The sequence below is a fragment of the Candidatus Margulisiibacteriota bacterium genome (genome assembly GCA_028706105.1).
Classification (GTDB): domain Bacteria; phylum Margulisbacteria; class Riflemargulisbacteria; order GWF2-35-9; family DYQY01; genus DYQY01.
Window position 1 is genome coordinate 1 of record JAQWCF010000027.1, and the last position, 24,100, is coordinate 24,100.

A 24,100-nucleotide genomic window follows, 5' to 3' on the forward strand; every position below is an offset into this window, starting at 1 on the left:
CGACGCTCTTCCGATCTGCTGATTAACATAGAAAGAATAACTCCCAGCATTAGCAGAAACAGAAGCACTTATGGAAAGGATGCCCTCATTTGAAGAAACAGCACTTTTTGCTCCAAAGGTCGCTGTTCTAGAAAGAGTGTAGTTAGATACCTGCAATGAAACTAAATCTGCAGATATGCTACCCCAAGTGCTTTCTTTTGCTTGAGCTTTGTCTCTTTTTTGCGTTAGGTTTGTTACTTGTTGCCTCTTAATAGCCATCAAGCTATTAATGATGCTCTCAGTATCTAAACCAGAAGACATTCCACTAATATTTGCCAAAATATACCCCCTACGACTTTCTCGCTTCTTAATTTAATAATAGTCTAACAAGCCACCACGTCAATAGCAACTAAGCTTTTACAATGGAGATAAACTATGCCTGATTATCTATAATAATTCCTTCAGCCATATCCTTTATCATCACTGCTACTTTCACCAAATCTTCTGGAGGTATTTCCTTAATAACGTTGCCAGTTATTTTATCCACGATCTTGGCAATCGTTCTATTAATACGTTCGTCATACCTCATGTTAACACTAAAGCTCATGTCTTTAGTCTTTTCCTTAATCTGCTGCATTGCCTTGTCTATCTGTTCTTGTGACGCCTTTATTTGATTATCAATATCTATAGGATCCACACCTTTAGCGATATCCACATTCTGACTCTTCGTTTCCCCGAAAGAAGCAGGAATAGATAGCACTACAGGAGAAGCAGACTTTGCAGGCTTTGGTGGCATTACAGTTGCTTGGTTGCTTGTTAAAGGCAGATTGTTAACATCCATGTTTACATTCATACAACTCACATCCTTTCAAGGACCGGTGAGAAGGGTGGCACCTACGGCACCACCCAAACCACATCACGTCATCCTTGACCTAATTTATCCAAGCAATTGCAATACTGAAGTTGGAACTTGGTTAGCTTGTGCTAACATCGCAGTACCAGCTTGTACCAAAATCTGATTCTTCATGAAATTCATCATTTCCGCTGCCATATCTACGTCTCTAATACGAGATTCTGAAGCAGTTAAGTTTTCTTTAGTAACACCAAGGTTGTTAATGGTTGTTTCTAAAGTAAACTTCTGGAATGACCCTAACTGTGACCTCTCTGACGATACATCAGTGATAGCTGAGTCGATAATCGCAACAGCTGCTTCTGCATTGTCACTTAAGTTATAAGTCGCATTTGAAATAATTGCATTTAGACCAGAATAAGTTTCTCCTGCTACTGCATTTAATCCTAATTTAGTTGTCTGCATATTCGCAATACCATACTTGATGATATCCGCAGTTGTTGCATCAGGAGTTAAAGAGAACTTAAGGTCTTTTGCCTTAGCATCCAAAGTAAATACACCTTGTTCAGATGCAGTAACGTTTGCTGCTCTTGTTGCATCTAACTTTAGACTTAACCCAGTCCATCCTGTTTGAACAGACGTGAATGTTGCTCCGCCACTTGCGTTTGTAGCCCCTCCAACTAATGATACGACATTTGCATTATACTTTAGTTGACCTACAATATTAGAACCAACTAATGCAGCCGTAGTAGCACTTGCTGTGCCTAATCCTACAGCAGAAATAAACCCTGCTGCTCCAGAACCTGCTGTTGTTATTGTAAAGCCAAAACTAGCACCAACCGCTGTAGTTAATTTTAAAACACCACCTGAACCAACCAAAGAAGCAGTTATTCCTGTAGTGCCTGTTGAACTATTAATAGTAGCTGCAATAGAAGCCATTGTTATGCTTGTGCTAGATGCGATATTAACAGTTGCAGAAACACCTGCTAGGTTTGCAACCGTAAATGCTACAGCACCTTCAATCGACACCGTCGCTGCGCTAGCTGTTGCTGAAGCAACTCCTGCAGTTGCTGCTGAAGTTACTACTACGCTAACGTCTCCTTTTTCAGTAGCGCCTAACAAAGCTACTGCTGCTTTTGTATCTAAGTCATTAGCAGTAAGGGTAATTCCATCATTTCCTGTTGCAAGAGTCCCTACCTTATCAGTGGCTTGTGCGCCACCTGCACTACCATTAAGTAAAAATTTGCCCGCAAACTTAGTTGTTGTGGCAATTCTTTGAATAGACTCAACAGCTTTATCTACCGCTGTTTGGTCCGCTGCAATAGAGCTTGCATCGTTTGCAGCTGTATTTGCTGCGTGAACTGCTAAACCTCTAATACTATTTAACATAGTATTCATTTCTGTTAACGCACCTTCAGCTGTTTGTACCATAGATACTGCATCGCTGGCGTTACTGATTGCTTGTGTTAATCCACCAATTTGTGCTCTTAACTTATTGGAAATAACTAAACCGGCAGGATCGTCTGCCCCTCTATTGATTCTGTACCCTGATGATAGCTTCTCAAGAGAAGATCCCATGCCACTTGAAGAGATACCTAAGTTCCTCCAAGCATTCAATGCTGCTATATTATTATTAATTCTCATATCTTTTCCTCCTTGTTTTTTATCTAACAGAGACATCCTTGTCTCATTTCCCCCTTAGTACAACTACTTCCCCCCTTTCTTAATTTAACGCCATACAATACATAGGTACGCATAGCACCTATGCTTATGTTCGGTAAATAAGAACCTTCCTTTAGTAAAAAACATATTATGTTTTTTGAATGTAATCCCCAGGCCTCATCCGCCGGATATCTATTTGCTGTCTATTAATCAACTTTACATCTCGGCACCTTCTCCTGACAGAGAAGGTTTAAATGTTTTAGTCTTATCAAACCACTCTAACTATCTATCGCAACATCCTCCACTCAATCACAACATAGTCATAAGAGCTCCAGAAAGTTCTTCCTGCGACTCTCATTGTCGTTTCAGCAACTCTATTTGGTCATTCCCGCGCAGGCGGGAATCCACTCATAATTCGTAATCTTGAATTAATACCTTAAAAACAAAAATCAAATACTGGATTCCCGCCTGCGCGGGAATGACTAGAATTGTACGGGAATGACTAAAAAACGGAAGGAGTTAGAACTCAACGATTATAAGCCCCCTTTATCAAAGGGGGAAGAGTAAGCCTTAGGCTTACGAAGGGGGATTAACTAAAATGCGGTTAGAACTCTACAAACCTTGTCTCTATCTTGTATCCATTGCCTAAGATGTCTGAAACAATGCGCTGATAGGTATCCAACTGCTGTTGTTCTTTTTCTTCACCAGTTTTGTAGTCAACAATGAAAACCTTCTTGGCATCATCATCTATCATTAATCTATCCACTCGATACTCCTTAGTACCATCAAATACAACATACTCAGTAAATACACGATATTTGCTAGAAAAAACATCAAGATGGTTGTTAACAAATGCTCTACATTTCTTGCATATTTTATCCATATCTTGGCTTGAAAAATAATCACCATATTTTTGATAAAGAACTTTACATGCCAGTTCATGCTCTAATTGTTCGTTATATTTGATATTAGACAAATACTCGTGAACCATTGAGCCTTCAAATTGTTTCATAATATAAGTTGCCTTAGCAAAAACTATTCTTTTATCAAACTCATGATCGCTGGAATCAAATTTTTTGATTAGCGAAATGCCTGGAACACTCCCTCTAACTCCCTCTCGAGAGGGAGAAAAGATAGTTGTTTCCTCTTGAGAAGAGACTGTACTCTTCTCAAGACAACAGTTTGTTAGTTCACCAATAACTAATGGCTCATCTTCCAAAGAGGAAAGACTCTGCAAATTTCTTCCCTGACTACTGCAAAACTGGTGAAACGCTTCTTTAATTAAAAAATATTGAACATCTTTCTTCGAACCAGATAGCTCCTTTTGTTTAGCTATTTCTTCATATTTTTTACCCACCATACAACTAAAAAACAAATTTTGTTTAGCTCTAGTCAGTGCAACATAAATAGTATTCAGCTCTTCTAAAAATGTTTTTCTGTTTTGTCGCTCAAATAGATACTTCTTGCTCGCATGATTCTCGATTACAATTTTGTCCTCTGGCGCGATAACCACGCCATCTATAACACTATTAAAGTTCTGATTAAAACCTGCATATAGTAAATAATCGTCTTGGGGTGGTTCTTTGGCAGCAAGATTTAACAAATAGAAAACGTTATCAAACTCCATGCCCTTTGATTTGTGAATAGTCATAATCTGGACAGAATCACTCGACTCCAGTCCAACTTGGCGAAAAGATTCGGTCTTCCTTCTTTGCTCAAAATACCGTAGCAAATCGGCAATGCTTTGTTTGTTTGATTGATTAAGCTGAAAGTCTCTGACGGTTTCTAAAAATTTCCTGATATTTTTCTGGTCATGCAACTGAGAAAAGACTTTTCCTGCTTGAAAATATGAAAATATTCTAATAATAATCTGCTCAAGTGGGTCTTTCTTTGGTAAATCCTTCAGAAAACTTACTATCTCCAAGAACGGAGTTAGTTTTGTAACATCTTCTGCCTCAGAATTTGCTTTTAATAATGGAGCAATAGCTTTTAAAGAATACCCCAAATAATCTGATCTGATAAAATCAAAAAGGAAGGACACCTGTCCAGTGACCAGATATTTCAATAAATATAGAACTGGCTTTACTGCCTTATGATCTAAAATAGAAGAGGAGCTATCAAGAACAAAGGGAATGCCTCGCTTTTTAAGTGCTACCGCTGCCTGCTCCATTTCTTTACTGGTTCTTAGTAAAATGGCGGTCCCTCTTGCATGCAATTTGCCCTCTGCTAATAAAAGAGAAAATGTTTCTACTATCTTTTCTATCTCTTGCTCTACATCATATTCTCCTGCTTTCTGTCTACTAACTCTAAGCTGGACATAACCTTGATTCTCTTGCTTATAACAAGCTACTTTCTCGTATTGCCAAGAAGCATTTCTCTCGCCCAAGGTGTTGTTTGCGATACTCAGAAAAATCTCATTTACAAGTAACATTACTGATTGTGAACTACGATAGGATGTTTTAAGCACTTCTGCTTCTTGAACTGTGAGTATTTGCTCTAAATTATTTAATAAATCCTTTTCCCCACCGCGCCAACCATAAATTGCTTGCTTATCATCACCGACGCAAATGACACCTCCGGATAATTCAGAACCCGAAGAAAGCTCTTTTATGAGCGGAAATAAAATATTCCATTGAATAACACTGGTGTCTTGAAATTCATCAATAAGTAAATATTTAACCCTAGAGGATAATGCTTCATAAAAAACATTCAACACCTCTCCCCGTTCTAAGTCTATCAAAGACATCTCGTCAGCATAAAGGTATTTGTAAGTATAATAAGCAATGTCCTGATAAGTAAAAGTTCTTTTTCTAAATTTAATTTCATCATACGTGCCAAGGATTACTGTTAATAATTCCTGCAAGTCCAGCATTAATGGAACTATTTGGATCTGAAAAATAAAACTGGCTAAGGTTTCCTTAAATTGCTCATACATCTGGGTCAGCTCTTCATTTATTTCCTTCAGTTTCACTTTGCTCCAAAAATTGGAAAGTCCAAGCATTGCTTTATACTCAAATCTAATATTATTTAAAAAATCTTTTTCACTAATAGACTGCTCGTATGATTGGAAATAATTCTTATTAACAAATTCAAAATATGAACCTTTGGTTTGAATAATTAAATCAACCATCTTATCTAAACAACTCTTTAACTCTGTGATTGTTATTTTTTTCTCTTGTTCTTCTTGATGAATCTTTTCCAAAATAAACCTCTGGTTTGCAACAAATTTAATAAACTGCTTATAGCGAGAAAGGTTCTTAAGTTTTTTATTCAGCTTTATCAAAACATTCAAGCTCTGTTTTTTCTGTTTATCTCTAAGAATGTTCACTAAAACTTCGTCAATAATTTCTTCATTTAACGAAGCATCAATTAATACAAAATCTTCTATTTGTAAGTAAGGCGCTATGAGCCCAGAGAACACAGAGTTAATAAACGCATCTATTGTCATGACTTGAAAGTCTTGTTTGTTTGTTAATAACTTTGCTCTTATTTTTTCAACTGCGAATAAGTCCACATTGCATCCCTTTTCTTGCAATGCTTTCAGAATGGAGCAGTCTTCACTTTCTCCTTTAAAATAAGCAAGAAGCTGAGACAAATGCGCGATCACTCTATCTCTAATTTCTGCTGCAGCCTTACGAGTAAAAGTTATTGAAAAAACTTCACCAACCTCAACACCTGAAAAAAGAAGCACCAAGATTTCAAGAGAAAGGCGATAGGTCTTGCCTGTTCCTGCGCTTGCCTTAATTACCTTGGATCTATCCATTTTTTCTACAAATTCCTTCATGTTCACAATACTTACAAGCCTTGGTTGTAACAGCAAAATCATACTCTTGTTTGTTAGCTAAATCAGCCCAAACCAAAGCAATTTTACTTTTTATATCAACAAACTTAGCTTGCTTTTCCTGCATATCAAAAACTTGATAAAAATATAAATGTGGTTTTAATTCTTCACCACCGACTCTTCCTTCGTAATAATATTCACTATAAAAGCTTAGTTGCTGGTCATTCATTGTTGAACCAGTTTTAAAATCAAAGATATATATCCTTCCATCCAGAAGCTCTACCCTTAAATCTGCCCGCCCTGTTATCTTGATAGGGATTTCTTTCCCATCAATCTTAATAACATCCACCTGCAAATACTTGCCTTCTTTAGCCTCTTCTTCCACGTCAAAACGACTAATGTCTTTTAATCCAAACTTTTTACCACAAATATCCATAAAGAATTTCTTAATTGACTCCATCAATACTGGTACAACAACCTGCTGAGCATATGACTGATGATATATTTTAGGGAAATTATCAATATTCTTCGTCAGAATTGAATTAATTATTTTCTGGGTGTTTATTTTTTCCAGGGCCTTGGAAAAAAGGATGTCTTGGCCAATAAACTGCTTTGTTTCTACACAAACCGCAGCAAAAATATCATGAACAAAATTTCCTAAAATATTATCTTTTATGTCTATACTTTCTTCTATTTTCTGTCTATTTAACTTTACTATTTTCTCTAAATAAAACTTCAACGGACAGGCAAGTAAATTGTCAAAAGATGTTGAGCTTAGACCAATAGCCTCTCCAAAATCATCTACCGAAAGACCAACTAATTCTTCAGATTTTTCTGTCTTGGGTAATATCCTGTTGCTAACCATATTACACAAATAATGGCCATAATAACTATCGCCTCCGACAAGATTTTGGGAGACTTTCTCTGTAGGTAAACCCAAAACTAACTCTTCCACAAAAGAACTAGTTTGCTTGCCTTCACTAGCGCTTTCAACGCTATACACAGTAACCTGCTTGTTCCTTAAACACATCTGCAAGAAGCTTTCTTTCTGCAATCTGTTACTATCTTCCTTTGTTCTGGCTCCTAGCACTTTTAATTGTTTTTCAGTAAGAATGTATGTTTTTTGATGTTGAATAGATAAAACATTTTCATTAGCGTTTAAGAGCACCAGCTTTTTGTTTTCTAAAAACCAAACTTTATTCCAATCAACAACGCGAAGTTTTTTCTCTTGCGACTTCTGCGTCAAGTAATCTAACTTAAGATGCTCGCATCTTTTTAACAAAAGCTTTAACCAACCAACTCCCTGCAAAGATTTACCTACATTAACTTCCGAGTTAAATGCTTGCTGAAGACTAAATAACAAACCAAAGAGCTTATCTAAAACTGTGTCGAAAGAATCTTCCAACAATCTGCCCAAATCTAATCCTTGAATGAATTCCACCAAATTATCTACTACATTTAGTCCGTTAAGTTTTAAAATATCTGCTTCAACCTTTTTAAGAGAGAAATCCGACAAGGAAAAATATATTGTTTTGTTATCTAACCTCTTACGTAGATTATTTATATCCTCTTGGCTTATCTGATAATACTTACAAAAATCATCATTGCTACATGCTTCCTCAAGTCGAAAGCCGTCTATTTTGTTGCCATCCCAACTATTTGCCAATAATTCTAAATTCTTTAAGACCGAAAAAACTCGTGACGAAGTAAAATAGACAGAATACTTCAACTCAAAAACTTCTAAATCCAGCAATTCCGCATAACTCATGGAATTATTTGCTAGGTCAATCACTACGTCATAGGAATCTCTGTCAGAATTACTAGCACAATGCACTAATTGCCCGAAACTATCAGAACACCTATTCAGGGAAAATGTCTGCAAATTATTCTTCTGAAAAGACAAAACTTCACTTGAAGCTAGCTCAATTACTGGCTTCTCAGCACGTATTTTTTCAATAATTAACTTCTCACGTTTGCTAAAGATATCAATACCAATAAAAACAACCTGGTCATATCCAACTAAAAAACTGGTATCTATTGTTGATGCCTCAAAAAATATTTCATCTATATATCCATGTTTACTTATCAAGGATAAATATTGTTCTTTAGCTAAAACAAGTTGGTGATAACTAGCAATCTGCCAATTCATTTGATTTTCACTATCTGCAGTAGACTCAAAAAAACTATCTGACAAATCCCAAGTATTCGCTTCTTGTAGAGTTTCAAAAAAAGCAAAAAATTTAGCAGAAAAAACTCCAACATCTAAATATTCATGTAAATTAAAAAACTTTTTGCTATCGACAGACAAAGCATTGTCTAGAGCAACTATCCTTTTCTCTCCCTTAATAACAGGTTTGCCTTGTAAATACAAAAGCCCTTTTAACTCTTCTAGTGTCAGATATTTAATTTCATGGAAACTATATTTGTCTTGTAAATTTCGAATAAAACTTTTTTTAACCTGCTCATCCTGAAAAACTAAAATGTTTGACTTAGTAAGATAAGGCTCTAGCAAGTTTATTGTATTCATTGTTTATTCTTTACTTGGTCTAATATCCAAAATTCTTAACTGTGGTTCTGTCTTGCCGTAAAAATCATTAATCGCTAAATTATAAACAACGTCAAACTTAGTGTCGTTGTCTAAAATTTGTTTATATTCCTTCATATTAAACCCTATGGCAGACAGCTCGTGCGTTTGATAATCATCCATAGAAACATAATCTACCTTTTCAAACAATACTCTGAGATGTGCCTTATCCTTACCAACACATTCATAATCAACAGGCGTTAAGCCTTTGGTTATAAATATTGGTTCCCTGTTGGCTTCTCCATATGGCTCTAATACTTTTAAGGCTTCTATTGTTTCAATGTTTATTTGGCTAACAAGCAGTTCCCTATCAATTAAAATCTCTGACTTCAAATCTTGGTCTGAGAGCTGTGACTCTATTATGTCAATATATTTCACTTTAAAGTCTGCTATCTTATCTTTTGCTATCTCAAACCCTGCTGCTTCTTTATGCCCACCAAAATTCATCAACAAATCCTTGCACCCTTCTAATGCTGAAAAGATATCGACATTGGCAAAGCTTCTAATAGAACCTCTAGCCACATTTCCTTTAAAAGAAATCAAGGCAACGGGGCGTTCATATTTCTTAGCTAACTGGGAAGCAACTATCCCTATTACACCTGCTTCCCACTTGTCTGAGGAAAGCACTAATACCTTTTTATTCAGCAAGCTTTGGTCTTTTTCAACAATAGCCACAGACTGTGAGTGGATGGTATTTCCTTCTATTTTCCTTTTCTCGTTAAGCTGATGTAATTCTTCAGATAGAGCCTTTGCCTCTTTAATGCTCTTTGTTTTTAATAAATCAATTGCTACCTTTGCTGAATCTAACCTACCTGCAGCATTCAATCTTGGGCCAATGCCAAATCCAATAGTAAAAGAATCTACCTTACTTTTAAAGCCCATTTTCTCTAACAAATATTGCAATCCCAGCGACTTTTGTCCGTTTAGTTTTTTAAGCCCTTCAGTAACAAACACTCTATTCTCACCTAAGAGTGGAACTACATCTGTAATTGTGCCAATAGCTACTAGCTCAATATATTGCTTGCTAGTCATTAAGCTACTCTTCCGAATTTTTAGAAAAAGTTTATCTAAAAACTTATAAGCAACCCCAACACCTGCCAACAATGTATTGTCGTCCTTATGTTCAAGCTTAGGATTAATCAATGCTACAGATGGTGGTAAATTCTCTGGCGGAGTGTGGTGATCTGTTACCACAACGTCTATACCTAATTCTTTGGCTAACACTATCTCGTCATAATTACTTATCCCACAATCCACAGTAACTATCAGTTGAATCCCTTGCTTGTGAAGCAACCTTACTGCATCAGGATTCATACCATAACCTTCACTATATCTTAGTGGAACGTAATAACTAATGTCCCCACCCAGATGTCTAAGTCCCTCTACCAGCAAAACAGTACCAGTAACGCCATCGGCATCATAGTCACCAAACACACATATTTTTTCTTTATTTTTTATAGCGGCGGCAACTCTATCTAGTGCTTTAACTATCTGCTTGGGACAAAACTCTTGAGTTACTTGCTTGATTGATGGATGCAAAAAATTCTCTATCTGCTCTTTTGTGCTAAACCCTCTATTGAGTATTACCTGCAAAACAATCGGATTAACATTAATTAGCTCACTTAACTGTAAAAGTAAGTCCTGGTTCTTGGTATTGTCTATCCATTTATGCTTGTAAAAATCAGGCATCCTTTTTAATCTTAAATAAAGGTTGGCCAAACTCAACTGCATCCTGATTATTTACCAGAATTTCTAAAATAGTACCATTGTAGTCAGCTTCTATCTCATTAAAAAGCTTCATCGCTTCTATTATACAAAGTGACTGACCTTTTTTTACTTTATCTCCAACTTTAACAAAATCAGGTGCTTCTGGTGATGGGGTTGCATAAAAGGTTCCAACCATTGGCGACAAGAATATTTCTACTCCTACCTCTTTAACTGGTTCCCCAGTTACCTGAGCTACTGCCACAGGAGCAACCTGGCTAGATGCTTGTGGTACAGCAACATGTTGGATAACTGGCGCTGACTGATACACTACTGCGTCTTGTGCTTCCTTTATTAATTCTATCTTTACGCCATCTTCTTCAACACTTAGTTTGCTGAGTCCAGAGTCTTCTACTAATTTTATAAGTTTTTCGATATCCTTTAAATTCATTTTTCTCTCCTTAGATGCCCGTTAATTTTAAAAACATTCTCATATTATATCATGAGCTATCACGAGCGAGAAAATAAAAAACGGGGCATCCTTTCGAATACCCCGCTACCCCCAGTGAAATTAATCAATTAATTAATAATTAACCTTGTAATAACTGAAGCACTGATGATGGCACCTGATTAGCTTGAGCTAACATCGCTGTACCTGCTTGAACTAAAATTTGATTCTTAGTAAAACTCATCATTTCTTGTGCCATATCTACGTCTCTAATACGTGATTCTGAGGCTGTTAAGTTTTCCCTAGTTACACCTAAGTTATTAATCGTAGACTCCAAGGTAAACTTTTGAAACGAACCCAGCCTGGATCTTTCAGAAGAAACATCAGAAACAGCCTGGTCGATTATAGCCACCGCTTTTTCTGCATCATCTGTTAAATTATAGCGACCATTTGTCGTAATTGCCTCAAGCCCTGAATAAGTTCCTGTTGCATTATATACACCATCTGCTGAAGTTACTCCTAGTTTACCTATCTGCAAATTAGAAATACCATAAGTGATAATATCTGCGGACGAAGCATCCGGAGTTAAAGAAAACTTAAGTTTTTCTCCATTTTTATCTAACAAAAATGTTGCTTGCTGCGCCACATTAGTATTAGCTGCTCTAGCTGCGTCTAATGTTAATGTTAAACCAGTCCAACCTGACTGAACTGAAGTAAAACTAGACAATCCGCTTGCATTTGTTGCCCTTCCAACTAATGAAACTACATTTGTTCCGTACTTTAATTCACCTACAATGTTTGAACCAATAACTGCCGTTGTAGTAGCATTTGCTACACCTAATCCTAAAGCAGCAACGAGTGATGCTGCTACGGCAGCTGTTCCTTCAGTTGTTATTGTAAAACCATAATCACCAGCAGCTGTAGTTAATTTTAAATATCCACCAAGCCCAACCAAAGAAGCAGTTATTCCCGTTGTGGCTTGCGCAACATTAATAGCAGACGCAAGGTCAACCATGGTCATGTTTGTGCTGGATGCTATTGCAATAGCTATAGAAGCGCCTGATAAGTTTGCAAGGGTAAGTGTTGCAAGACCTGAAATAAATAAACCAGCAGGTGCTACACTAACTGTTGACGAAGCAAGAGCTGCAGTTGCTGCTGATGTTACAATAACGCTTACATCTCCTGACTTATCGTTACCCAACAATGCCGTTACCCCAGCTAAAGTTAACTCCCTATCATTAGCTATTGCAACAGTAATACCCTCACTCCCAGATGCTAGAGTTCCAGTTTTACCTGTAATGGTTGCATTTGTTGCACTACCATTAAGCAATAATTTGCCAGCAAATTTGGTCGTTGTTGCTATTCTTTGAATAGACTCAACCGCTTTATTAACTGCTGTTTGGTCTGCTGCAATAGAACTTGCATCATTTGCCGAGGTATTTGCGGCATGCACAGCCAAGCCTCTAATACTATTTAACATAGTATTCATTTCTGTTAACGCACCTTCAGCTGTTTGAACCATTGATACTGCATCATTTGCGTTACTAATAGCTTGATTCAAGCCTGTAATCTGCGACCTTAATTTTTCTGAAATCAATAGACCAGCAGGATCGTCTGCCCCTCTATTGATTCTATAGCCTGAGGATAATTTTTCTAACGAAGAGGACATTCCTGCTTCTGATATTCCTAAATTTCTCCAAGCATTTAAGGCTGCTATATTATTATTAATTTTCATTTAAAACTCCTTCCTTTTTTATAAATTTAAAATCCATTTTAAAATTTCAAACCACTTGGTTTGAGCATGTTCAAAAAAACACCACCCCCTAAAAGATTTACATTGTTTATTAAGTTTAGGAATTGTCCCCGACATGCGGACCAACTTTTCCTTTTCTCTAAACTACCCTACAATAATATTTTTAGCACAACAAAATTAAACGTCAATAAGACAACAAAACTAAGCTCGCCACTCCCACTGAACACTAGAAGAATCACCATAAGTATCAGAAATATGACTTGTGATACTATCCTGCATCATACTTAAAACTGATTGAAGGATTGCTTTTTCAGACGAAGGAACAAAATTAAAACTATTTCCCGAATCTAAGTAACTTTCAACATCCTCAATAACCGTCTGCATAAATTCAAAAACATCTTGGTTCTCTGCAGAATCTCCTTTGGAAATTAAATAGGCCTGCTTAAGTTCATTTAAAAAGACAGAAACTGTTTGAGCCTGTTCTGTATAAACAACGTCCGCCAGAGTTTCCGTCTCAACACTTTGAAAGCTGAGGTTATAAGTATCAATCCCGATAATCTTGCTCATCTTACCGCCAGAAAGCTCTTTAGCAGAAGCTCCACTAACTGAAAATCCTAAACTTTCCAAATAAGAACCAGTCGACGACTTTTCCTCTAGATTTCTTCCAAACATTATTCCGTCTACATTATTCTGCAAAAAAGTAAGATATTTACCCCCTGCAACTTTCTGAAGTAGTTCCATTACGTCTTTTGGTTGCTCATTAATTTTCAGCAACATAGAGGACTTTTCTCCCTTTAACTCTAAACGATTCAGCTTATTATTAAAATCTTGAATATTGGCAAAAGAAGAACCTTTTGCTGACAAAAATGACTCCTGCAAAGACTTCACTTCACCTTTGACAGAGGAGAATCTATAGTTGCTAGAATAATGATCTAGGCCTGTTGACTGCAGTTGCATTAAGCTACTCCTTTGATAAAACCTTTAATGTCAAATTTTAATGGTGTTTTAGCTGCTCGGGTATTCTCAGCTTGGATTTCCTCATAAACCTCTTGTCTATGAACTGAAATGGATTTGGGTGCCTGAATACCTATTTTCACACCACTCTCACTTATTTCTAAAATTTTAACTGTGATATTATCTTGAATGATTATTTCTTGGTTTAATTTTCTGGTAAGTACTAACATTAGGCGCTTGCAACCTCCTTTTTTTTCATACTCGTCAAAAGGTCAGCATACACAAAATGTCTTACAGTGTAATCATTGTTACTTAAAATAACTTGTTTTGCCTGTTTCGTCTTACTATTAACAACAATAGGAGCAAGTAAGTTAATAGTCATTTCTTCCACATTAGGAGGAACAGACACTATAGACAAAACATTTACTTCTTCCTTTGAACGTATACCAAGTTCCGTCATTTCCTTTGCAGAAATCTCAAATTGGTAATCTCCGTAAAATTCAAAAGGGTTCCCAACCACAAAGGCTAAGCTTTCATCTTCTGCGGACTGGAGCCAGCCAAGAAGTCCATTGTCGACTAAAATCCACGACTTATAACCTTCAAACCCAAGTGGTCCTTTAGGAAACACGATAACATCTTCATCCTTCGCCTCTAGTTCTCCAAATCTTAATGTTTTAACTTTCATTATCTTTGCCTCCTGTTTATTTCTTCTATAAATAATCCAATAACGTTCTTCCCATTATCTTAGCTCCAACATTCAAAGCAGATTGATACGCAATCATCTGCTGATTATACTCCATCATTAATTCTGCCAAATCTACATCTTCTATTGAAGACGTCAAAGTTTTCTGTTGTATTTGTTGGTCTATTAAAAAACTCTCACGTTCCTCCATTCTTTTGGTATATATACCAACTAAAGCATGGGCTTTAATAACATTATCTCTGCCTATCGCTAAATCTTCAATCTCTTGAGCTATATCTTCGTTCCCACTCTGAATTTTATTCTTAATACTTAAAATTGTGGAGAGAACTCCTCCCTTTGGCACATTTTGTATACCAACAAAATCACCACCAGAATTAAGTAACCCAAACTTTTCAAAAACTCCTCCTGGCATTTTATCCTCCAAATTTATCTCGCCGTCTGATCCCAAATACTGAGAAACCATTTTTAACCTATAACCATCTGCTGTCTGCTCAACCCTAGCATTAACCTCTGCGCCTGACTGATTAATTGAATCAACCACATTTTGTAAAGTCATTCCCTTTGTTGAATCATACCCAATAGTAATATCGGTAGTATTTCCTCCAACTGTAATACTAATCGTATCACTAGTTGGTGCAGCATATAAAGATTGGTCTGGAGAGTTAGAGTATTTTACGCCTTCCATCCTATGCACTGAAAATAACTCTATACCGGTAATGCTCGCCTCAAGCGTTTCATTTTCACCAACAGTAATTATTTTTTGATCATCTGTGCCATTATATTTAACCTTATCACCGACTATTTCAAAAGGTGGTTGAGAAACATTATCTCCACCAAACACATATTTCCCATTAAGCTTACTATTAGCTAATTTCATAATGCTATCAAAGATATTATCTACATCTGAAGCCAAAATCGTAGCATAGTCACCACTTAACGCGGAATTCGTATAACGTCCCAAAGTTGTTTGAACACTATTAATCTCATTAGTTAAAGAAAAAAGAATTCCATCAACTGTATCTAGGTTAACTTTAACAGAATTAATGTTACTTAAATATTGACTCATTCTATTGATTCCAGACTTAAAACCCATAATCCTATTAATATTGGTAGGGTCATCAGAAGGCTTGGAGATTTTCTTTAATGAACTCATTTGGTCTTGTGTTTTATATAATACTTGCGAACTTCTAAGAATGTTCTCCAAAACATTATTAGCCATCATACCATTGGTTATTCTCATTGCTTCCCCCCCTTATACCATATTAATCAATGTGTCTAAAACCTGCTGGATAACAGACAAATACTTTGCTGAAGCCTGATAAGCATGCTGAAAACGAACCATGTCTGCCATTTCTTCATCTATTGAAACACCGGACACCTCAGCTATCTGATTGTTAAGCTGGCTGATTATGTCTTTATTTGTTTGTAAATAATTTGTAGCTGCTAGAGTGTTCACTCCTAAATTGGATATTAAGTTTTGATAGAATTTGCTAATTGAAGTTGTTCCAGAATCAAAAACACCCTGATCTCTTAGCTGACTAATGGCTAAGGCATTATTTCCGTTCCCTTCAACATTACTAATCGTTGAGGAGGCTGCAATTAAAGAACCATTTCTTGTTATAAAATCGCTTACCTTAATATCATTAGCACTTGTGCCTTCAAAAAGATTACCTCCTGGATTACCTTGAAGGTCATAACCTGCGCGATGAATTTGGTTTACTTTTTCAATCAACACAGACGCTATTTGATTTAATTTATCAATAAAACCAACAATACCTTCATCCCTTGCCTGCATTAAACCGTAAATCTCTCCACCAGCAATATCTACTCCCCTTAATGTGTCTTCTAAAAATATCCCATACTTAGCTTCTCCGCTCTCTGTAGTCATTTTAGCTTCTAAAAAACTTGACTCAGATTCACTTAATAGAATAACTCCATTAACTGCTATAGTAGCCACACCCCTAGAGTCTTCATAATAATCGGCATCTATTAACTGCACTAAATCGTTAGTAAGCCTTGTTCTCTCGTCCTTTAAGCTTGTCGACGAGCCGGATGCCCCGGCTTTAACTATCTGCGTATTCAAATCACTTAGCCTAGAAATTAAGCTATTTGCTTCCTTTATTTTTAAAGGAACATCTTCATTGAGATTACGTTGCAGATTGTGCAAAGAAGATCTGGTTGTCTGCAAGCTCTTAGCTAATTGGTCTGCAGTAGAAATCACACTCACTCTTGCTCCTGAATCTGAAGGATCTTGTTGAACTGCATGCCAAGAATCAAAAAATGCTTCTAACTTTGCAGATACACCAAAATCGGAGGGCTCATTAAAGATACTTTCTATAGTTGAATAGGCAACTGACTGTTGCGTCCATGATCCATGTTCACCCAGAACATTTCTCATTTGGGCATCGAAAAATTCATTTCTCATCCTCTCAACATTGTAAACACTTACGCCTGTGCCCAGCGAAGCAAAAGGTTTACTGACATTATTAACTGCTATGCTTATTGATTCTGACGGCTTTAGTGATACCTTCTGCCTTGAATAACCGGGAGTATTAGCATTAGCTATATTGTTTCCAATGGTATCCAAAACATAAGCGTTTGCTTGTAGTGCCTTACGTGCTATTTCTATTCCACCTGACATAATTCATCTCCTTTGTTAGGCAACAATATCCATCCAGTTTCTGCTATCGCCCAAAACATTTGTGCTCCCTCTTTTACTATAAACTTGTTGATTATCAGAACGAATGTCCATTACCTTATTCATGATATGTTGGATATATTTAAGCGCATTTTCCATTAACTTTTGATTGCGGTATTGAAGTAACATAATTTCCTTTTTTTGTGACATTAAAACCCCTCTTGATTTAGAAAACTCTTGCTTAAATTGCTCAGGGGAAAAAGCAATAACTTGTTGAAGGGATACAATACTTGAGCTTTCAGAAACAACTATTTTGTTCATGATAGAGCTCATTTCAGTTTGAAGTTCAAATATTTCTGGGGTTAATATTTCTTTTTGATTGGAAACATTTATAAGGCTCTGATGATTTCTTTCAATGAGAGCTTTGTTTTCTTGACGAAGGAGTGTAGTTAAACGTGAGTAGGCAACAACCTGGTTATCCAGGTTAGCTTTTAAATAGTCCCATGCTACTTTCGCCTCTTTGCTCACTTTTTAACATCTCCTCAGCAATTTTTGTAGAGTCAACTGTATAGTTTCCCTCTGCAATGTCTTTTTTTATCTGCTCTATCTTTTTCAAATCAATATCAAAGCTTTTATCATTAAATACTAATTCAAAAGCTCTTTTATTTTCAGCAGCAACTTTGTTTTCTGCAACTGCATCACTACCTTGCTCCTGAACCTTACGTTCTTGTTTTGGTAGTAAAGTTTTCTTTATTTCATCAAAAGCACCGGATTCTAAAATCCTCATTTTTTATCTCCTTATACCTAAATATATTAATAAACATACAATAACATTTGTATTATCGGTATAAAAGAAAAAAACTTTAGCTATTAATTATTTTCTGTACCTCCCCATAATTTTCTGCTGCTTTTTGCTTGTTCGCTAAGCTAGCATTAATCTGTTTAGCAAGTCCAAATCCGCCACCATTTGCAATATTCTGAGCTATCTGTTGATCTAACATATCAACATACATCTCTTCCGCATCACTTTTGCCAAATAAATCAGACTTGGGGATTGTTTTTCTCATTTCTTTTAATAAAAAATGCACAAAAAACCCTTCCAAATCCTTAGACGCTTTGAGGTCTTTAGCTGCTAGCTCACTCTTATTAATATTTGCAACATCCATTATATTCATTAAATTATCTCCAGCTTCGCTTTAACTGCTCCAGCCTCTTTCATCATTTGAAGAATAGAAATAATGTCTCCTGGGGACATACCTATTCTATTTAAAACACTAACAACCTGTTCAATTGTATTTTCTTTTGTTTGCACTATTTCTACGGCTCTGCCTGTTTTGCCCTCTTCTACTGAAATTCTGCTAGTCTCAACTATTGCAGTATCCCCTCCTGCAAAGGCTCCTGGCTGCACAACTTGAGAGCTATTTTTGACTGAAATATTTAAATTTTGATGTGCTACTACAACCGGAGCAATTTTAACTGGACCACCCATAACAATTGCGCCAGTTCTTTCATTGATTATTATTCTGGCAACGCTATCAGTATCAACATCAAGGTCTTCCACCATTGAGATAAGCGATATTTCTCTTCCCACATATTCCGAAGGTACTTTCAAGGAAACTTGAGCAGCACTTACCGCTTTCACGTCCCAATCCTTATTTAGCTTTTCTATTGCATTCTTAATATTCTCAGCGGTGTTAAAGTCTTGTTTATCTAATATCCAAACTAGCTCTCCATTTGTGACTAGCTCTGTAGCCACCGAATTTTCTACAATCGCCCCATTAGGGATAACGCCAGAAGCAACATGATTTTTCATTGATTTACTGCTTTTTCCTTCGACACTGTAACCACCAACTGCTACCGGACCCTGAGCAATAGCATAAACGCCTCCGTTACCTGCCTTCAGTGGAGTAAACAAAAGAACTCCGCCTTTTAGGCTACTCGCCTGACCAAGAGAAGAAACCTGCACGTCGATATTGTCCCCTGGCATATTAAATGCACCTAATTTTGCAGTAACCATAACTACAGCTGTGTTCTTTGATTTAAGATTATCAATATCTAAATTATTTACGCCAAAATTACTCAATAAGTTAGCCACGCCTTGCCTAGCAATTTCGTTGCTTGCGTCATCACCGGTACCCTGTAAGCCAACAACTAAACCATATCCAATCAACATATTTTGTCTATCATTTAGAAGCCTGCAAATATCTTTAACCCTTGTATTCACAACTGGGCTCAGAGAAAAGCTGATTTGTACTATAAAAATTAACAATAAAACTTGTATTTTACGCATTCATTTTCTCCTTAAAAAATCATATTAAATATTTTTGTTACCAAGCCTGGGTCATTAACATTATTGATTTCACCATCACGCTTAAAATCTATTTGCGAATTAGCTAAATACCTGGAAGACACCATATTGCCTTTACTAATATTTTCTGGTCTAACAATCCCTTTAACGTAAAGATATTGCTTATCATTATTGATATTGACTACCTTGCTTCCCTCAACAACTAGTTCACGGTTTTCTAAAACCTCAATTACTCTAACCGTAACTTCCGCTTTAAACTCACCAAGCGTGTTTTGCTTTCCCTCAGCCTCAAAAGAACTTTTGTTCGGTATGCCTGTAGCAGAATCAACAAATCCGGCATAACCTGTACCTGGACCAAAAGATATACTACTGGCGTTCTTAATAGTACTCCCACTGCTTTGTGTATTTTTTACATATTCCTCGACGATGACAGTTAGGCTATCCCCAACTTTTTTTGCTATATGATCATTAAAAAGCCCTACATTCTCGCCCTTCCATAATGACTCAGCTTGGCATGTAAACATAAACATAATTATTAAAAAAAACTTTAATGCTCTCTTCATGGTTTCCTCCTTAACCCTTTATCTCCAACATCCCTGTTCCCTGAACAACTGCGAATAATTTTTTCTTATATTGAGAATGCATAACAACTATTGTGTTGCCAATATATCCATCTTCTAGTGCAACAACATTACAACTAAGCTCTACTTCACCTTCTTTAATAACAACTGATACAACATCATTTTTCTTTACTTCTGGTATTTTTTCTAACGCTTCCCTAAGCAGTATGCTGCCTTTCTTTACTGTTCTCAAAAACCTTTGTCCCTTTGCCTCGTCTGCGGTCTTAACCCAATTTTTGCCAGCATCAAAAAGGGCAGTGACTTCTTCAACTCTGCCCTCAGCGATGCTTGAGTCAAACTCTCTATTGCTAACAGCGGTTTCTTTCAGAACTAACACATTATCAAACACTCTTACTTTTGCTAAATACCTTAAGCTCGTTTTCTTTCCATCGACAACAGCGTTAACATTAACAACTGTTATTCCTGGCTTAATCTCCAGTGAATCTATGCTTACGCCTTCTTGAGATACTTTCTCGGCACCATAGGGAGATTGAATAATCTCAATATTGAAGCTCTTAAACTCTGACAATTGTCCTATTGTTTGTTTATTAACCATCTCCTGTATATAGGACGGCTCTATCGCAAACCCAAGACACATCAAGAAAAGAAATACACTATATTTCATTCACTTACCTTTTTAAATTATTTGTCATTGATAACAATTCGTCAGATGTTTGAATCGCTTTGGAGTTAATTTCATAAGACCTCTGAGCGATAATCATCTTAATCATCTCTTCCGCAATATCCACATTGGAACCCTCTAAATAACCTTGAGCGATAGTCCCCAAACCATCTAAGCCTGGCGTACTCTCTATCGGACTACCAGAAACAGGTGTTTCCTTCAAAACATTTCTACCTTGGCTCTCTAATCCTGCAGGGTTGGGGAAATCAATTAAATATATTTGACCTACTTCTTCATTCGCTATTGAGCCTGCTTTAGAGACACTCACTTTACCTTCTGGACTTATAAATATCTCTTCAGCATCATTAGGAATCTGAAGCGTTGGCTCCAACAGGAACCCATCAGGAGTGCTAATATAGCCTTCTCCATCTTTTTTTAAAATACCAGCACGAGTATAACCAATAGTGCCATCGGGCAATCGCACCTGTAAAAAGCCTGAACCTTCTATGGCTAAATCTAAATCATTTCCAGTTTGTTGAAAACTACCACCAGTGTAAACCTTTGGCACCCCTGTACTTCTTACGCCTAAACCAACCTGAACAGGTGGTCCTTGCTGGTCTGCATTATAATAATTATTTGTTATACTTAATTTTTGATACATTAAATCCTCAAAATCTACTCTAGATTTTTTGAACCCAGTTGTATTAACGTTCGCAAGATTGTTAGCTATAACATCAATATTTAATTGTTGAGCCATCATCCCTGTTGCTGATATCCACATTGATCTTGTCATTTACTATGCCCCTTTCTAGACTTTTACTTAAACAGCGCCAACTTGCGCAATAACCTTACCAGTCATCTCGTCTTGCATCTGCACTAATTTCTGCTGCGTTTCAAATTGTCTTAACGAATCCAACAAGGAAATCATCTCGATCATTGCATTGGACTGATTCACATTAGAATCTTCTAAATATTTCTGTTTAATTACTGCTTCTGATGGCTTTTCTTCTACTTCTTCTGAAGCTTGAAAGAGCGTATTACCAACCTTTCTTAGTTGGCTTTTATCTTCTATATCAACCACACTCATCTGCCCCATCAACTGATTCTTTGAATTAAAAATTCTACCTGTTTCATCAATAATTATATTGGTATCCTCTAGAGTTATTGGTCCACTTGAACCTACTACTGGGTTGCCTCCAATCAGAAGTCGCTTCTGACTATCTAAAGACAAAACCCCTCTTCTGGTATAAGCGACAGTATCATCTGGCATGGTCACTTTAAAAAACCCATCACCACTAATAGCCACATTTAAATCATCAGCTGTAAACTTAAATCCACCTGATGAAAAATCTGTAGTAACACTGACATTATGTGGAACTGAATATTTTTCTGTTGGATTATAAAGTCTGCTAGCAATAATATCTTTAAAGGAAGTGTTATACGCTTTGTCTCTTTTATAGCCGACTGTGTCTAGATTAGCAATGTTATTGGAAGTAATGTCGATAGTATCTCTGTTGAGATCCATTGCCCTTGCACTAATTAATAGCGATTCCCTCATTAAAGACCACTCTCCCTAGTTTCTTATGAGAAGTATAAAAACTTTTTAGAGAAATTGCCTCCGACAAGCGGGCCAGCCAATTTTCTACTTCTCTGTACATCCTACTTTTTAGTTTTAACCTAACAAGAAACAATGTCAAGCACACCAAACAAAAATTTTATTAAAATCTGACTTTATCTATTAATTCTTGTAGTTTTTTTACTGTAACATGTGTATATAATTGTGTCGTCTGTAAACTAGAGTGCCCTAATAATTCCTGAACTATCCGTAAATCTGCCCCGTTATTTAAAAGCGAAGTAGCAAAAGAATGCCTTAATGTATGTGGCGTGATTTCTTTTCCTAAATGTGAGCTTATCTGCTGAAACAAACGTTGCACGCTTCTAACTGTTAGCCTACCTCCTTTGGAGTTCACAAAAAGTGCTCTTTCTCTTGAACCCTTTAAATGCTCCATTCTATATGACTGGACATATTTTCTGACTGCTTCCATCGCTTGTCTGCCTAGTATTACTATTCTTTCTTTGTCTCTTTTTCCAACAACTCTTATTTCCTCTCTACTCTCATCGATATCGCCAAAGTCTACTGAAACAAGCTCTGCTACTCGAATCCCAGTCGAATAAAGAAGCTCAATAATAGCAACATCTCTGGACTCGGAGACAGAACCTTTAACTGCCTCTAAGCATTTATCAATCTCCTCCGGTGATAAAAAATTAGGAAGTTTTTTTTCTAACTTTGGAGTTTCTAAATAATTTGTTAATTCATGAGTTACGACTCCAAATCTTATTAAATATTTCCACCAACTTTTTAAGGAAGAAATTTTTCTGGAAACTGTTCTTTTTGATAACTCTTTTTCTTGAATAAAATATATATATCGCTTCAAATCCTCTTCTTGGACATCGTTAATGTTGTTAACTTTTCTCTTCTTACAAAAATCTATAAAATGGGATAAATCTAAACGATACGCATCAATAGTATGTGGGGAATAACCCTTTTGCATATTCAAATAAATAAGAAAGCGGTCAAGTGACTGCTTCAAGATTACTCTAGTCCGTAGCGCTTCCGCTTCTCGGGCGTTAAATCATTTTTCGTACCATTTTCTACAATGAAAATGTTTCTTTCTTTATCTCTCATGTCTATGTGAAGAACACCTTTAGAGGGAACAACCCCAATGCCAGTAACTTCATCTAATTTTTCTACTTCTTGGAAAATATCTTTCAGCTCAACATTATTAATACTAATATCTACAGCCTTACCTAAATGATGATAGTCTTTGTTGCTACCAAACAACTCTTTAGCGTGGTATTCACAAACATAAGCACGATGAATCTTGATGTCTTGAGCAAATTTTGCTTTGAGGTGCTCCAATATACCAATAAGAGACAAAGACATCTTAAACTCACTATTACAAAACCCACAGTTGCAAGCAAAATCTCCTCTAGTGAAATTGTCGCTTATTTTATTATTATTTTTATTATTATCTGCCATGTGCGTTATTATAACACAAAACACAGATAAAAATATTAGTCACGAGGACTCTTATAACGGCTTAATTTTTGAGTAAATTAAGGCTAACACATAAGCAGTTCTAAACTACCGACCAAATACTTTCTTCTTGGAATCATATCTATTTGTTATAATAGGAGAGTTCAAATTTGCTCCATTTTTAAGTTTTGGGGGAATTTGAGGGAAATTTGTTTTATAGTAATAAGGTATTTTATAACTTATTTTGCTTTCGCTGTTTTGCTAGAGTTTCTTGTAAAAGGCTTTAGTAACCTGATGTGCTATAGGTTAAGCATACATTACTTATCTGTGTTCGCTGCGGTGGTGGAATTGGTAGACACGCTAGCTTGAGGGGCTAGTGCCTCGCGGTGTAAGAGTTCAAGTCTCTTCCGCAGCACCAAATGAGTTGTTAACCCGAATGCTTTTTTTGGGTAATTTT

At 36.4% G+C, this 24,100-nt stretch carries 23 protein-coding genes and 1 tRNA gene; 1 reads left to right on the forward strand and 23 read right to left on the reverse strand.

What is annotated here, in order from left to right; genetic code table 11:
• The 23 genes from PHF25_04255 to PHF25_04365 all read right to left on the reverse strand — a co-directional run.
• On the reverse strand, nucleotides 1-318 hold a 318-nt coding region (locus PHF25_04255; protein ID MDD4527236.1), incomplete at its 3' end, for a flagellar cap protein FliD N-terminal domain-containing protein.
• 94 nt (nucleotides 319-412) lie between these two features.
• Complete coding sequence (locus PHF25_04260; GenBank protein MDD4527237.1) at nucleotides 413-832, reverse strand: flagellar protein FlaG; 420 nt, start codon at nucleotides 830-832, stop codon at nucleotides 413-415.
• A gap of 84 nt (nucleotides 833-916) precedes the next feature.
• Nucleotides 917-2,473 (reverse strand): flagellin, encoded by a 1,557-nt coding sequence (locus tag PHF25_04265; protein ID MDD4527238.1) that lies wholly within the window; start codon nucleotides 2,471-2,473, stop codon nucleotides 917-919.
• Nucleotides 2,474-3,095: 622 nt separating this feature from the next.
• Nucleotides 3,096-6,254, reverse strand: coding sequence for a UvrD-helicase domain-containing protein (locus PHF25_04270; GenBank protein MDD4527239.1), 3,159 nt, complete (start codon nucleotides 6,252-6,254; stop codon nucleotides 3,096-3,098).
• A complete protein-coding gene (locus PHF25_04275; protein ID MDD4527240.1) occupies nucleotides 6,247-8,799 on the reverse strand; it encodes a PD-(D/E)XK nuclease family protein in 2,553 nt (850 codons plus the stop codon). Before PHF25_04275 ends, PHF25_04270 begins: the two co-directional genes overlap by 8 nt.
• 3 nt (nucleotides 8,800-8,802) lie before the next feature.
• Complete coding sequence (gene recJ, locus PHF25_04280) at nucleotides 8,803-10,545, reverse strand: single-stranded-DNA-specific exonuclease RecJ (GenBank protein ID MDD4527241.1); 1,743 nt, start codon at nucleotides 10,543-10,545, stop codon at nucleotides 8,803-8,805.
• Nucleotides 10,538-11,011 carry an acetyl-CoA carboxylase biotin carboxyl carrier protein gene (accB, locus tag PHF25_04285; protein ID MDD4527242.1) on the reverse strand — a complete coding sequence of 158 codons (474 nt, stop codon included), beginning with the start codon at nucleotides 11,009-11,011 and terminating at the stop codon, nucleotides 10,538-10,540. The genes recJ and accB overlap by 8 nt, the downstream gene beginning before the upstream one ends.
• Nucleotides 11,012-11,150: 139 nt before the next feature.
• On the reverse strand, nucleotides 11,151-12,743 hold the full coding sequence (locus tag PHF25_04290) for a flagellin (protein ID MDD4527243.1): 1,593 nt from the start codon (nucleotides 12,741-12,743) through the stop codon (nucleotides 11,151-11,153).
• A 219-nt stretch (nucleotides 12,744-12,962) separates the two neighbouring features.
• Nucleotides 12,963-13,718, reverse strand: a complete 756-nt coding sequence (locus PHF25_04295) for a hypothetical protein (GenBank protein ID MDD4527244.1) — start codon at nucleotides 13,716-13,718, stop codon at nucleotides 12,963-12,965.
• On the reverse strand, nucleotides 13,718-13,945 hold the full coding sequence (gene csrA / locus PHF25_04300) for a carbon storage regulator CsrA (protein ID MDD4527245.1): 228 nt from the start codon (nucleotides 13,943-13,945) through the stop codon (nucleotides 13,718-13,720). Before csrA ends, PHF25_04295 begins: the two co-directional genes overlap by 1 nt.
• Entirely contained in the window at nucleotides 13,945-14,400 is a 456-nt protein-coding gene (locus PHF25_04305) for a flagellar assembly protein FliW (protein ID MDD4527246.1), read from the reverse strand. Before PHF25_04305 ends, csrA begins: the two co-directional genes overlap by 1 nt.
• Nucleotides 14,401-14,425: 25 nt before the next feature.
• Complete coding sequence (gene flgL, locus PHF25_04310; GenBank protein MDD4527247.1) at nucleotides 14,426-15,658, reverse strand: flagellar hook-associated protein FlgL; 1,233 nt, start codon at nucleotides 15,656-15,658, stop codon at nucleotides 14,426-14,428.
• A gap of 12 nt (nucleotides 15,659-15,670) precedes the next feature.
• Nucleotides 15,671-17,059, reverse strand: coding sequence for a flagellar hook-associated protein FlgK (gene flgK, locus PHF25_04315; GenBank protein MDD4527248.1), 1,389 nt, complete (start codon nucleotides 17,057-17,059; stop codon nucleotides 15,671-15,673).
• Nucleotides 17,060-17,074: 15 nt separating this feature from the next.
• Nucleotides 17,075-17,584, reverse strand: a complete 510-nt coding sequence (gene flgN / locus PHF25_04320) for a flagellar export chaperone FlgN (GenBank protein ID MDD4527249.1) — start codon at nucleotides 17,582-17,584, stop codon at nucleotides 17,075-17,077.
• Entirely contained in the window at nucleotides 17,541-17,843 is a 303-nt protein-coding gene (locus PHF25_04325) for a flagellar biosynthesis anti-sigma factor FlgM (GenBank protein ID MDD4527250.1), read from the reverse strand. The genes flgN and PHF25_04325 overlap by 44 nt, the downstream gene beginning before the upstream one ends.
• A gap of 76 nt (nucleotides 17,844-17,919) precedes the next feature.
• On the reverse strand, nucleotides 17,920-18,231 hold the full coding sequence (locus PHF25_04330) for a rod-binding protein (GenBank protein ID MDD4527251.1): 312 nt from the start codon (nucleotides 18,229-18,231) through the stop codon (nucleotides 17,920-17,922).
• On the reverse strand, nucleotides 18,231-19,346 hold the full coding sequence (locus PHF25_04335; GenBank protein ID MDD4527252.1) for a flagellar basal body P-ring protein FlgI: 1,116 nt from the start codon (nucleotides 19,344-19,346) through the stop codon (nucleotides 18,231-18,233). The genes PHF25_04330 and PHF25_04335 overlap by 1 nt, the downstream gene beginning before the upstream one ends.
• 11 nt (nucleotides 19,347-19,357) lie before the next feature.
• A complete protein-coding gene (locus tag PHF25_04340; GenBank protein ID MDD4527253.1) occupies nucleotides 19,358-19,927 on the reverse strand; it encodes a flagellar basal body L-ring protein FlgH in 570 nt (189 codons plus the stop codon).
• Between the two features lie 10 nt (nucleotides 19,928-19,937).
• Nucleotides 19,938-20,540, reverse strand: coding sequence for a flagellar basal body P-ring formation chaperone FlgA (flgA, locus tag PHF25_04345; GenBank protein MDD4527254.1), 603 nt, complete (start codon nucleotides 20,538-20,540; stop codon nucleotides 19,938-19,940).
• Between the two features lie 73 nt (nucleotides 20,541-20,613).
• Nucleotides 20,614-21,399: a flagellar basal-body rod protein FlgG gene (flgG, locus tag PHF25_04350; protein ID MDD4527255.1), complete on the reverse strand. Its 786-nt coding sequence runs from the start codon at nucleotides 21,397-21,399 to the stop codon at nucleotides 20,614-20,616.
• Between the two features lie 27 nt (nucleotides 21,400-21,426).
• On the reverse strand, nucleotides 21,427-22,164 hold the full coding sequence (locus tag PHF25_04355; protein ID MDD4527256.1) for a flagellar hook basal-body protein: 738 nt from the start codon (nucleotides 22,162-22,164) through the stop codon (nucleotides 21,427-21,429).
• A 160-nt stretch (nucleotides 22,165-22,324) separates the two neighbouring features.
• The gene (locus tag PHF25_04360) at nucleotides 22,325-23,197 is read right to left on the reverse strand and encodes a tyrosine recombinase (GenBank protein MDD4527257.1); all 873 of its coding nucleotides are present in this window, start codon (nucleotides 23,195-23,197) and stop codon (nucleotides 22,325-22,327) included.
• 2 nt (nucleotides 23,198-23,199) lie between these two features.
• Nucleotides 23,200-23,646, reverse strand: coding sequence for a D-Ala-D-Ala carboxypeptidase family metallohydrolase (locus tag PHF25_04365; protein MDD4527258.1), 447 nt, complete (start codon nucleotides 23,644-23,646; stop codon nucleotides 23,200-23,202).
• A gap of 330 nt (nucleotides 23,647-23,976) precedes the next feature.
• Here PHF25_04365 and PHF25_04370 point away from each other — a divergent pair.
• Nucleotides 23,977-24,061: transfer RNA gene (locus tag PHF25_04370), tRNA-Leu, on the forward strand.
• Nucleotides 24,062-24,100 lie beyond the last annotated feature (39 nt).